Below are 11,452 nucleotides of genomic sequence, written 5' to 3'. Positions count from 1 at the left end.
GCCCGCCCCCGGGCCGCGCGGGCGCGTCCCCGCCGACTGGACCTCCCGCCTGCGCTGACGGGAGGCCCGGCCGGGAAGGGCGTCGCTACTCCGCGGCGGAACCGGCGGTGCTGCGCTCGGCCTGCTCGCTGCTCGGCCCACCGATCCAGACGGTCTTGGCGTTCATGAACTCGCGCATGCCGAGCTCGGTCAGCTCCCGGCCGTACCCGCTCTGCTTGACCCCGCCGAACGGCAGCTCCGGGTAGCTGGTCGTCATGCCGTTGACGAAGGCCATCCCCGAGGCGATGTCGCGGATGAACCGCTCCCGCTCCCCGGCGTCCTCGCTCCAGAGGTTGGAGCCCAGCCCGTAGGGGTGGCTGTTGGCGATCTCGATCGCCTCCTCCAGCGAGTCGACCGTCCACAGCGCCGCGACCGGCCCGAAGACCTCCTCCAGGTACAGGTCCATCTCCGGGGTGATGCCGGTCAGGAGGGTCGGCTCGTAGAACCACCCCGGCCGGTCGACCCGCTTGCCGCCCACCAGCACCTGCGCGCCCTTGGCGACGGCGTCGTCGACGTACTTCTCGACGTCCTCCCGGCCGGACTCGGTGGCCAGCGGCCCCACCTGGGTGCCCTCGTCCATCGGGTCGCCGACGGTGAGGGCGCCGATCTTCTCGGCGAACAGGCGGGTGAACTCCTCGGCGACGTCGCGGTGCACGAAGAAGCGCTTCGCGGCGATGCAGCTCTGACCGTTGTTCTGGTTGCGCGCGGTGACCGCGACCTCGGCGGCCCGGTCCAGGTGGGCCGAGGGCATGACGATGAACGGGTCGCTGCCGCCCAGCTCCAGCACGGTGGGCTTGAGCGCGTCACCGGCGATGGAGGCCACCGACTGGCCGGCGGGCGCGCTGCCGGTGAGCGTGGCGGCGGCGACCCGGTCGTCGCGCAGCACCCGCTCGATGGTCGAGGAGCCGATGAGCAGGGTCTGGAAGACGTCCTCGGGGAAGCCCGCCCTGCGGAACAGCTCCTCCAGGTAGAGCGCGGTCTGCGGCACGTTGCTGGCGTGCTTGAGCAGGCCGACGTTGCCGGCCATCAGCGCCGGGGCGGCGAACCGCATCGCCTGCCACAGCGGGAAGTTCCACGGCATGATCGCCAGGACGACGCCCAGCGGCTGGTGCACCACGTAGGCCTGCTCGGCCCCCACCGCGGCGGCGTCCTTCGGCTCGGGCTCCAGCAGGGCCGGGCCGTGCTCGGCGTACCAGCGCAGCGCCTTGGCGCACTTGCCGACCTCCGCCTTGGCCGACGCCAGCGTCTTGCCCATCTCGGTGGTCATCAGCTCGGCGACGGCGTCGGTCTCGTCGTCCAGGACGCCGGCGGCCGCGGTGAGCCAGGCCGCCCGCTCCTGCGGGGTGGTCAGCCGGTAGCGCGCGAACGCCTGCGCGGCGCGGGCGATCCTGTCCTCGAGCGCCTCCTCGGTGAGCGGCTCGTAGGTCTTGAGCGTCTCGCCGGTGGCCGGGTTGATCGTGGCGATGGCCATGGTGTTCTCCCTCCGGGGTCGGCCGGTCACCTGCCCCTGGGATCGCGGTCGAAACGGGGAGGCTGCCCGCGCCGGGTGGCAGCCCGTGAGGGCGGCGGCTACCTTCGACGCGGCTGCGCCGGCCGCCGGCACCACCGGTGGTCTCGCCGGCCGACCGCGCCCCGCCACGACAGCAGTGGGGCGCTCCCCGGGGTGCCGGCCGACCGCCGTGACCCGCTGGCCTACCGTGGGGCACGGATTTCGGACGACGGCGGAACGATTCAGGGGCGCAGGTGAGCTGGACGGCGGCAGGCGGGGTGGGCCACCCCGCACCCGGCGGGTTCCCCCACGACGCGCTGTTCCACGACTCGCTCGACCAGCTGGTCGCCACCGCGGCCCCCTTCCTCCGGGCGGGTCTGGACGCGGGTGAGGCGGCCGTCGTCGCCGCGTCGGCGTCCACCGCGACCGCGCTGCGCGAGGCCCTCGGGGACGACCCGCGGCTAGTCGTCGTCGACCGCCACGACGCCTACCGGCCGCGCACCCCCGCGGCGATCATCGCGTTCCGGAAGCTGGCCGAGGAGCAGCGCGCCACCGGGGTGCCGCGCGTCCGCGTGCTCGGGGAGGTCGACCACGGGCCCTCCGAGCGCAACTGGCTGGAGTGGGAGCGCTACGAGTCGGTGATCAACGAGGCGCTGCGCGGCTGGGACCTGTGGGGCGTCTGCGCGTTCGACTCCCAGCGCCTGCCGGAGTCGGTGCTCGCCTCCGCCGCGCACACCCACGCCCACGTGGTGACGCCGCAGGCCCGCACGCCCAACGCCCGCTTCGCACGGCCGGCCGGCTACCTGCGCTCGCTGCCGGTGCCCGACGAGCCGCTGGAGGCCACGCCCCCGCGGTTCACGGCCGACGCGGTCTCGGACTTCGTCGGCCTGCGGCACGCGGTCGCCGCGGAGCTCGCCGGCCTGACCGCACCCGCCGACGTCGTCGAGGACTTCCTGCTCGCCGTCGACGAGATGACCTCCAACGCCGTCCGGCACGGCGTGCCCCCGGTGAGCCTGCGGCTGTGGACCGCCCCGGACCGCCTGGTCTGCACCATCGCCGACGGCGGCCCGGGCTGGGACGACCCCTTCGCCGGCTACGGGCCGGCCCACGGGGACGACCTGTCCCGCGGCGGCATGGGCCTCTGGCTGGCCCGCCAGCTGTGCGACCACGTCGACATCTCCGGCGGGGCGCACCACCCCGGCGACGGCGGCGTGCGGGTCCGGCTCACCACGCTGCTCCGCTGACCCCTGCCGCGGCCGTCCGTTTCCGGCCAGTGGGCAGGGCGGGCGCGCCCGGGCGTCGTCGCCCGCGATACTGGGGCCCGCAGCGGCGACGATGGGAGCAGCGTGGTGGATCGGGCGCGTTCGGACCACGGCCGGGGAACCGGCCCCGCAGAGCGGGAGGGCTGACGTGGACAAGGTCGTCCGCTCCGCCGAGGAGGCGGTCGCCGACATCGGGCAGGGCGCGACCCTGGCCGTCGGGGGCTTCGGGTTGTGCGGGGTGCCGTACGCGCTGATCGACGCGCTGCTGGCCCAGGGCGCCGACCAGCTCACCACCATCTCGAACAACTGCGGGGTCGACGACCAGGCCCTCGGCGTCCTGCTCTACGCGGGCCGCATCCGCAAGACGATCAGCTCGTTCGTCGGCGGCAACAAGGAGCTGGCGCGGCTGTACCTGTCCGGTGAGCTGGAGGTGGAGCTCACCCCCCAGGGCACGCTGGCCGAGCGGCTGCGCGCCGGGGGCAGCGGCATCCCCGCCTTCTACACCCCCACCGGCGTCGGCACGCTGGTCGCCGAGGGTGGCATCCCGATCCGCTACGACGCCGACGGGAACGTGGTCGAGGTCAGCCGCCCCAAGGAGGTGCGCGAGTTCGACGGCCGCCAGTACGTGCTGGAGACCGCGCTGACCTCCGACTTCGCGCTGGTGCACGCCGCGGTGGGCGACCGGCACGGCAACCTGGTGTTCCACGAGTCGGCGCGGAACTTCAACCCGCTGGCCGGGATGGCCGGGCGGATCACCGTCGCCGAGGTCGAGGAGCTCGTCGAGCCCAGCGAGATCACCCCCGAGGACGTCCACCTGCCCGGGGTGTTCGTCGACCGCGTGGTCGTCGTCGGCGGTGACCGCAAGCCGATCGAGAAGCGCACCACCCGCCCGCGTTCCGACCGTTCGCAGACCCCGGCCGCCGCCGGCGAGGAGGCCACGCCCGCATGAGCCTGACCCGTGAGCAGCTCGCCGCCCGGGTGGCCCTCGAGCTCGAGGACGGCCAGTACGTCAACCTCGGCATCGGGATGCCCACCCTGGTGCCCAACTACGTGCCCGAGGGGGTGCACGTCGTCCTGCACTCGGAGAACGGCGTGCTGGGTGTGGGGCCCTACCCCTTCGAAGGCGAGGAGGACCCCGACCTGATCAACGCCGGCAAGGAGACCGTCACCCTGCTGCCCGGCGCGAGCTTCTTCGACTCCGCGCTGTCCTTCGGGATGATCCGCGGCCAGCACCTCGACGTCGCCGTGCTGGGCGCGATGCAGGTCAACGCCCGCGGCGACCTGGCCAACTGGCTGATCCCCGGCAAGATGGTCAACGGCATGGGCGGGGCGATGGACCTCGTCCACGGCGCCCGCCGGGTGATCATCATGATGGAGCACGTCGCCCGCGACGGCGCGCCGAAGATCGTGCAGGAGTGCACCCTGCCGCTGACCGGCAAGGCCTGCGTGGACCGGATCATCACCGATCTCGCCGTCATCGAGGTCACCGGCGACGGGCTGGTCCTGCGCGAGACCGCACCCGGCGTGACCGCCGACGAGGTGGTCGCCGCGACCGGCGCCCCGCTCACCGTCGCCGACGACGTCCGCGAGATGCCGCTGCCCGCCGGCGTCTGACGCCCCCGGTCACGCCTGCGCGGGCACGACCGGCCCGGGGCCGGCGACCACCCCGTGCCGGTCCTGCACGAGACCGACCCGGCCGAGCCACCAGCGCACGGCCGGGTCGGCCGCATCGGCCGCGCGCACGCCGACGTAGCCGTCCGGACGGACGACGAGCGCCCCGCGGCCCGGGTCACCGAGCCGGTGGACGTGCAGCAGGCCGCCCGGCCGGACCGGGCAGCGCGCGTCGCGGTCGAGGAGGACGTGCACGCCCGGCCGGGCGGTGAGCTCGTGCAGCCGGGTGGGCCGCCCGTCCACCGCGACGTCGCGGTCGGGCAGCCGGTCCCCGGCGCGGACGGCGCCGCGCGCCGGTCCGGCCTCCACCGACAGCGCGCTCCCGCGGTACCGCGTCCGGAGCTGGGCGAGCAGCCGGACCCCCTCCGCGACCAGCCGGCGCCGGCCCAGCAGGAAGGGCATCGCGGGGGCGGCCCACGGGGCGAGGGTGCCGCGCACCAGCCCGGCCAGCGGGCCGGTGGCCGACTCCCCCCAGAACAGCGCGTGGGTCAGGGCGAGCACCCGCTCGTCGACCGGCCGCCGCTCGGCGGCGTAGGAGTCGAGCAGCGTGGCCGGCGCGGTCGACCCGGGCGCCAGCGCCAGCTTCCACCCCAGGTCGACCGCGTCCTGCAGGCCGGTGTTCATTCCCTGACCGCCGGCCGGGGACGACGCGTGCGCCGCGTCCCCCGCCAGGAACAGCCGCCCGGAGCGGAACGCCGTGGCCATCCGGTGCTGGAGCCGCACCGTGCTCGACCACGCCACGGTGGTCAGCCGGGCGCCGAGTCCCGCCTCGTCCAGCAGCTCCTGCAGCTCCGCCACCGGCACCGGCGGTCCGGGACGTCCGGGCTCCGGGGTGCCCGGCCTCGCGGGACGGGTGGCGAGCAGCCGCCACCGGGCGAGCTCCCCCAGGGCGAACAGGAACACCAGGCCCCGCCGGCCGACGACGACGTGCGCCAGGCCCGGCTCGGGGCCGCCGGCCGCCAGGTCGACGTCGGCGAGCACGATCTCGCGGTCGTAGCCGCCACCCCGCCAGCCGATGCCGGCCAGCCGCCGGACCGTGCTGTCCACCCCGTCACAGCCCGCGACGGCCCGGGCGGCCACGTGCTCCGTGCCCGTCGGCGTCTCCAGCACCGCCGCCGCCCCCGCGGCCCCGTCCCGGACGTCGAGCAGCTCGACCCCGCGCTCCACCCGCACGCCGGCGCGGTCGAGGGCGGCGGCCAGCACCGTCTCGACGTCCATCTGGCGCACCAGCGTGAGGTGCGGGTAGGGCGTGTCCGGCAGGTCGAACCGGTCGAGCTCCACCGGCACCGTCCGCCGGCCCAGGTGCAGCCGCGCCCGCGGCGCCGTGTCGGCGCGGTCCAGCACGTCGTCGACGACGCCGAGCGGACGCAGCACCTCCAGCGTGCGGGCGTGCACCATGAGTGCCCGCGACGGGCGGAAGGCCTCCGGGCGCCGGTCCACCACCCGCACGTCGGCGCCGTGGGCCGCGGCCTGCAGGGCGAGGGCCAGGCCGGTCGGCCCCGCCCCCACGACCAGCAGGCGACCGCTCACCGGGCAGCTCCCGCGGCCGCGCCGGGCACGGGCAGGCGCACCGGCCGGACCCCGCCCGGACCGGCGGGTCCCACCACGTCGGAGCGGCGCGCCCCGGGCACCACCTCGTGGCGGACCGAGCCGCGGACGCTGACCAGCCCCAGCACCCAGGCCAGCGACCGGGCGTAGCCGTCGGCCCGTCCCGCGCCGTCGTACTCGTAGAGCCCGCGGTACACGCCGTCGTCGTCCGCGGCGACCCACCACTTGGTCAGCAGGCCGGGGAAGCCGACGAACAGCGGCAGGTTCAGCCAGCTCTCCGCCCGGAACCAGGCATGACCGCGGCCGCGGACCCCGCGCAGCCGGAACTCGACCAGCAGCACGCACGGCTCCCGGGCCGGCGGGCGCTCGACCACCGTCTCGCGGTAGACCCACGACGTCCGGCCGCCCGGGAACGCGAGCCGCACGCCCACGTCCGTGCGCGGGTGGTGGATCCGCCCGCGGACGGCCAGCCCGGCCCCTGCGGCCGCGCACCGGGCGAGCGCGACCACCGCGACGGCCAACGGCTGCTTCCTCGTCGTCTCCACGGCCCCGAGGCTGCCGAGACCTCGCCGGCCCGGGGAGGGTCGTTGAGCCCCGTCGGGGAGGGTCCCCGTGCCCTCGGTCAGGAGCGGGCGAGCCCGTCGCGCATCTCGTCGAGGATCGGGCCGGCGACCTTGAAGGCGTGGTTGGCGGCGGGCACGCCCGCGTAGACGGCGGCGTGCTGGATGACCGCGCCGATCTCCTCGTCGCTGAGCCCGTTGTTGACCGCCGCGCGCACGTGCAGGGCGAACTCCTCCCAGTGCCGCAGCGCGATGGTGATCGACAGCGTCATCAGGCTGCGGTCGCGGCGGGAGAGCTCCGGCTGCTGCCACACGTCGCCCCACGCCACCCGGGTGATGAAGTCCTGGAACCCGGCGGTGAGGGGCGTGGTGCCGGCCACGGCGCGGTCGACGTGCGCGTCGCCCAGCACCTCGCGGCGGGTGCGCATGCCCGCTTGGCGGCGTTCGTCGTCCGTGCTCATGCCGAGCCTCCCGCAACGTCGAAGTGGGCGAGCAGCGCGCCGGTGACCTCCAGCGGCCGCTCCAGGTTGCCCAGGTGCGCGGCCGGGCTCAGGGTCAGCAGCTCCGCCCCGGCGATGCCCGCGGCGATCGCCTCCTGGTGCGGGGGCGGGAGGGCCGGGTCCTCGGCACCGGAGACCACCAGGGTGGGCGCGGTGATGCGGCCGAGGTCCTCGCGCAGGTCGATGCCGCCGACCACCTCGCAGCAGGCGGCGTAGCCCTCGTCGTCGGCGCCGGCGATCATCGCCTCGAGCCGGGCCACCAGGCCGGGGTGCTCCGCGGCGAACGACGGCGTCAGCCAGCGGGACACCACCGTGGGCGCGAAACCGGCGGTGCCCTCCGCGCGGGCCTGCGCCGCCCGGTCGCGGAAGCCCTCCGGATCGGTCTTCGCCGAGCTGAACAGCACCGCGAGCCCGGCCACCCGCGCGGGTTCCCGGGCCGCCATCCGCATGCCCACCATCCCGCCGAGGGAGACCCCGGCGACGTGCGCCCGCTCCGCGCCGAGCTGGTCCAGCACCGCGAGGACGTCGTCGACCAGGTCGTCGAGCGCGTAGGGGCCCGGGGGCGCGGGCGACGCCCCGTGGCCCCGGCCGTCGTAGGTGACCACGCGGAACCGCTCGGCCAGCGGGGCCACCTGCGGGTCCCACATGGCCCGGGTGGCCCCGAGGGAGTTGGAGAGGACGACCAGCGGTGCGTCCGGCGGCCCGGCGACGGTGTAGGAGACGGGGACGGCGCTCATCGGTTTCCCTCCACCAGGTGGGTGTGCTCGGCGAGGACGGCGTCGACCTGCGCGCCCGCCTCGCCCACGTCGGGCCGCCCGCCGAGCAGGTCGGCGAGGTCGACGTCGTCCCGGCCGGCCACCACGTCGGCGAGCGGGCGCCCGGTGGCCGCGGCCTCCCGGACGGCGGCCGCGGCCTCGTCGTGCGCCGCGTCCCGCCCGAGCAGCGGGGTGAGCGCGTCGGCGAGCGCGCCCGCGATCTCGGGGTCGCGGGCCGCGGCCACCGTCGCGGCCATCCGCGCCGGGTCGGGGCGCAGCCCGTCGAGGCTCTCCACCAGCCAGGCCGCCGAGGAGCCGACGGTCGAGAGCAGGTCGGTCAGGGTGGGCCACTCGCTGTGCCAGGCACCGGCGGCCCGCTCGTGCTCCTGCTCCATGGCCCCGAGCAGGGTGGCCACCAGACCGGGGGCCCGCCGGGCGCAGGCCCGGGCGGAGATCGCGGCCACCGGGTTCCGCTTGTGCGGCATGGCCGAGGAGCCGCCCCGCCCGGCGCCGGTCTCGGCCACCTCCGCGACCTCGGTCTGCGCCAGCAGCACGACGTCGACCGCGACGGTCGCGAGCACCCCCGCGGTGGCGCCGAGCGCGCCGGCCAGGTCGGCGACCGGCAGCCGCACGGTGTGCCACGGCGCGGCGGTCGCGACCAGCCCGAGTTCGGCGGCGAGCGCGGCCCGCAGCGCGGTGCCGGAGCCGTCGTTCCCGGCGAGCGTGCCGACGGCGCCGCCGTACTGCACCGGCAGCGAGGCCACCACCTCGGCCAGCCGCAGCCGGGCGCCGTCCAGCCCGCTGACCCAGCCGGCGGCCTTGAGCCCGAAGGTGGTGGGCAGCGCCTGCTGCATCAGCGTGCGACCCATGACGGGGGCGTCGCGGTGGTCGCGGGCCAGCCGCGCGGCGGCGTCGGCGGCGAGCGCGAGGTCCCGGTCGATCGCGCCGACCGCCCGGCGGGCCAGCAGCACCAGCGCGGTGTCGACGACGTCCTGGCTGGTGGCGCCCACGTGGACGGCCACCCCGTCGCGCTCCCCCACCGCCGCCCGCAGCACCCGCACCAGCGGCGGTACCGGGTTGCCCGCGTCGGCGGCGTGCGCGACCACCGAGGCCAGGTCGAGCGCCGCCGGCTCGGCGCAGGCGCGGGTGACGGCGTCCGCCGCCGTGGTGGGCACCAGGCCGGTCGCCGCGGCCGCCCGGGCGAGGGCGGCCTCGACGTCGAGCAGCGCGTCGAACCAGGCGGAGTCGGAGACGGCGGTCGCCGCGCCGCCGCGCGCGAAGGTCGCGCCGAAGAGACCGGTCACGTCCCGTTCCTACCGCCTCGGCCGCTCGCGGGTGGGGTCATACCTGGAAGAACACCGTCTCGCGCTCGCCCTGCAGGTGGATGTCGAACCGGTAGCCGTCCGGGGCCGGGGTGGCGATCAGCGTCCGCCGGGCGGCGTCGTCGGGGAGCGACGCCAGCACGGGGTCCTCGGCGTTGGCCTCGGCCTCGTCGGCGAAGTAGATGCGGGTGACGACGCGGTCGAGGATGCCGCGGGCGAACACCGAGACGTCGATGTGCGGGGCCTGCGACCCGCCCTCGCCGTCGGGCACCCGCCCCGGCTTGAGCGTGTGGACGGCGAACTCCCCCGGCGGGTCCGCGGTGTGGGACCGGGCGAAGCCGCGGAAGCCCGGGTAGGAGGCCGCGCCGCGCGGGTCCTCCGGCGAGGGGAAGCCGCCGTCGGGGTCGGCCTGCCAGGTCTCCACCATCGCGTCGGCCACGAGGTCACCGGCGCCGTCGAACACCCGGCCGCGGATCCAGCAGGCGCCCGGGGTCCCCTCCGCGGCGGCCCAGACGCCGTCGGGCCAGGTCATGCCGATGGCCAGGTACGGGCCGACGGTGGCGCTGGGCGTGGTGCCCAGCCGGAGCGGCCCGGCGAGGTAGCCGCTGCCGCGCCGGCCCGAGCGCGGCTGGGAGGGCTCGCTGACGACGGGGACGACCAGCAGCGGGTTCACGGACGGCTCGCTCATCACGCGACATCCCCGTCGTCGTCGGTCTCGAACGGCGTCTGCTCGGCCCCGCGGAGCACGATGTCCCACTCGAAGGCCAGCGCCCAGTTGTCCTGCGACCGCTCCAGCGAGAAGCGGCTGATCGCCCGGTGCCGGGCCGCGGCCGGCATGGCGTTGAAGATGGGGTCCTGGCCGAACAGCGGGTCGTCCGGGAAGTACATCTGGGTGACCAGCCGCTGGGTGAAGGCCCGGCCGAACAGGCTGAAGTGGATGTGCGCGGGCCGCCAGGCGTTGTGGTGGTTGCCCCACGGGTAGGCGCCGGGCTTGACCGTCATGAACTCGTACCGGCCGAGGCCGTCGGTGACCACGCGCCCGAGGCCGTCGAAGTGCGGGTCCAGCGGCGCCGGGAAGCTGTCGCCGACGTGCCGGTAGCGGCCGGCGGCGTTGGCCTGCCACACCTCGACCAGGGCGCCGGGCACCGGCCGGCCGTCGCTGTCCAGCACGCGGCCGTGCACGAGGATCCGCTGGCCGACGGCCTCGCCCCCGTTGCGCAGCGTCAGGTCGGCGTCGTGCGGCAGGACGCGGTCCTCGCCGAGCACCGGCCCGGTCACCTCGGTGAGCCGCTGCGGCAGGTCCACCGGCGTCCGCAGCGGCGCGCGCAGGGCGGTGCTGCGGTAGTCGGGGAAGCCCACGGGGGTGCGCAGCGCGGCGTCCTCGCGGTGGTACCGCGGCAGGTGCAGGCCGCCGGCGGACGTGGTCCCGGTCATGGCCGGACGGTACGGCCGCCCGGCTACGCTCCCAACCCCAGCTTTCCGCTGGACGGGAGAGGAGCAGCATGGCCGGTGGCAGCGCGAGCCCGGGGCGGTCGGTCACCTCCCGGGCGCTGGGCATCCTGGACGCGTTCGACAGCAGCGCCCCGCGGCTGTCCCTCTCCGAGATCGCCGAGCGGTCGGGCACGCCGCTGACGACCGCCCACCGGCTGCTCGGCGAGCTGACCGGCTGGGGGGCGCTGGTCCGCCGTCCGGACGGACGCTACGAGATCGGCCGGAAGCTGTGGGACCTCGGCCTGATCGCCCCGGTGCAGCTGGAGCTGCGGCAGGTCGCCGCGCCGTTCCTGCTGGACCTGCACACCACGACCCGCGACACCGTGCACCTGGCCGTGCGCGAGGGGGTCAGCGCCCTCTACGTCGAGCGGGTGTCGGGCCGGGAGTCGGTGCCCGTGGTCAGCCAGGTCGGCAGCCGGCTGCCCCTGCACGCCACCGGGGTGGGGAAGGTGCTGCTCGCCGCGGCCCCCGACGACGTCGTCGAGCGGGTGCTGGGTGCGCTGCGGCCGGTCACCCCGCACACCGTCACCGACCCGGCCGTGCTCGCCCGCGAGCTGGCCGAGATCCGCCGCCGGCGCTACGCCCGCACCAGCCAGGAGATGTCCCTGGGCGCCGCATCCCTCGCCGTCCCGGTCCAGGTGGAGCGGGCCGGCGGACCGCTGGCCGTCGCGGCGCTGGGCATCGTCGTCCCGCCGCACCGGCGCGACCTGTCCCGCCTCGTGCCGGCGCTGGAGATGGCGGCCCGCGGCATCGGCCGGGAGCTCGCCCGCTCCCGCGAGTTCCACTGACCGGAAGCACCGGGTACCCATCGCGGC

At 76.3% G+C, this 11,452-nt stretch carries 12 protein-coding genes; 4 read left to right on the top strand and 8 right to left on the bottom strand.

Annotated elements, in window-relative coordinates; genetic code table 11:
- Positions 1-85: 85 nt before the first annotated feature.
- Positions 86-1,510 (bottom strand): NADP-dependent succinic semialdehyde dehydrogenase, encoded by a 1,425-nt coding sequence (locus E9549_RS16625; RefSeq protein ID WP_236827704.1) that lies wholly within the window; start codon positions 1,508-1,510, stop codon positions 86-88.
- A gap of 272 nt (positions 1,511-1,782) precedes the next feature.
- On the opposite strand from E9549_RS16625, the gene E9549_RS16620 reads away from it, so the two are divergent.
- The 3 genes from E9549_RS16620 to E9549_RS16610 all read left to right on the top strand — a co-directional run bounded on the left by E9549_RS16620 (position 1,783) and on the right by E9549_RS16610 (position 4,404).
- Positions 1,783-2,772, top strand: coding sequence for a sensor histidine kinase (locus tag E9549_RS16620; protein ID WP_236827703.1), 990 nt, complete (start codon positions 1,783-1,785; stop codon positions 2,770-2,772).
- A 166-nt stretch (positions 2,773-2,938) separates the two neighbouring features.
- Positions 2,939-3,739 (top strand): CoA transferase subunit A, encoded by an 801-nt coding sequence (locus E9549_RS16615; protein ID WP_236827702.1) that lies wholly within the window; start codon positions 2,939-2,941, stop codon positions 3,737-3,739.
- Positions 3,736-4,404 carry a CoA transferase subunit B gene (locus E9549_RS16610; protein WP_236827701.1) on the top strand — a complete coding sequence of 223 codons (669 nt, stop codon included), beginning with the start codon at positions 3,736-3,738 and terminating at the stop codon, positions 4,402-4,404. The genes E9549_RS16615 and E9549_RS16610 overlap by 4 nt, the downstream gene beginning before the upstream one ends.
- A gap of 9 nt (positions 4,405-4,413) precedes the next feature.
- Here the strand turns inward: E9549_RS16610 and E9549_RS16605 are convergent, their stop codons facing one another.
- The 7 genes from E9549_RS16605 to pcaH all read right to left on the bottom strand — a co-directional run bounded on the left by E9549_RS16605 (position 4,414) and on the right by pcaH (position 10,580).
- Complete coding sequence (locus E9549_RS16605; RefSeq protein WP_236827700.1) at positions 4,414-5,991, bottom strand: FAD-dependent monooxygenase; 1,578 nt, start codon at positions 5,989-5,991, stop codon at positions 4,414-4,416.
- On the bottom strand, positions 5,988-6,554 hold the full coding sequence (locus tag E9549_RS16600) for a hypothetical protein (protein WP_236827699.1): 567 nt from the start codon (positions 6,552-6,554) through the stop codon (positions 5,988-5,990). The genes E9549_RS16605 and E9549_RS16600 overlap by 4 nt, the downstream gene beginning before the upstream one ends.
- A gap of 77 nt (positions 6,555-6,631) precedes the next feature.
- Positions 6,632-7,030 (bottom strand): 4-carboxymuconolactone decarboxylase, encoded by a 399-nt coding sequence (gene pcaC, locus E9549_RS16595; RefSeq protein WP_236827698.1) that lies wholly within the window; start codon positions 7,028-7,030, stop codon positions 6,632-6,634.
- Positions 7,027-7,806, bottom strand: a complete 780-nt coding sequence (pcaD, locus tag E9549_RS16590; protein ID WP_236827697.1) for a 3-oxoadipate enol-lactonase — start codon at positions 7,804-7,806, stop codon at positions 7,027-7,029. Before pcaD ends, pcaC begins: the two co-directional genes overlap by 4 nt.
- On the bottom strand, positions 7,803-9,128 hold the full coding sequence (pcaB, locus tag E9549_RS16585; protein WP_236827696.1) for a 3-carboxy-cis,cis-muconate cycloisomerase: 1,326 nt from the start codon (positions 9,126-9,128) through the stop codon (positions 7,803-7,805). The genes pcaD and pcaB overlap by 4 nt, the downstream gene beginning before the upstream one ends.
- Positions 9,129-9,165: 37 nt before the next feature.
- Positions 9,166-9,834: a protocatechuate 3,4-dioxygenase subunit alpha gene (pcaG, locus tag E9549_RS16580; protein ID WP_236827695.1), complete on the bottom strand. Its 669-nt coding sequence runs from the start codon at positions 9,832-9,834 to the stop codon at positions 9,166-9,168.
- Complete coding sequence (gene pcaH, locus E9549_RS16575; protein WP_236827694.1) at positions 9,834-10,580, bottom strand: protocatechuate 3,4-dioxygenase subunit beta; 747 nt, start codon at positions 10,578-10,580, stop codon at positions 9,834-9,836. The genes pcaG and pcaH overlap by 1 nt, the downstream gene beginning before the upstream one ends.
- A gap of 68 nt (positions 10,581-10,648) precedes the next feature.
- Between pcaH and E9549_RS16570 the strand changes: the two genes are divergently transcribed.
- Positions 10,649-11,425, top strand: coding sequence for an IclR family transcriptional regulator (locus tag E9549_RS16570; protein WP_236827693.1), 777 nt, complete (start codon positions 10,649-10,651; stop codon positions 11,423-11,425).
- Positions 11,426-11,452 lie beyond the last annotated feature (27 nt).

Source organism: Blastococcus sp. MG754426 (genome assembly GCF_021699055.1).
Lineage (GTDB): Bacteria > Actinomycetota > Actinomycetes > Mycobacteriales > Geodermatophilaceae > Blastococcus.
This window is presented reverse-complemented; position numbering and strand designations above follow the sequence as displayed.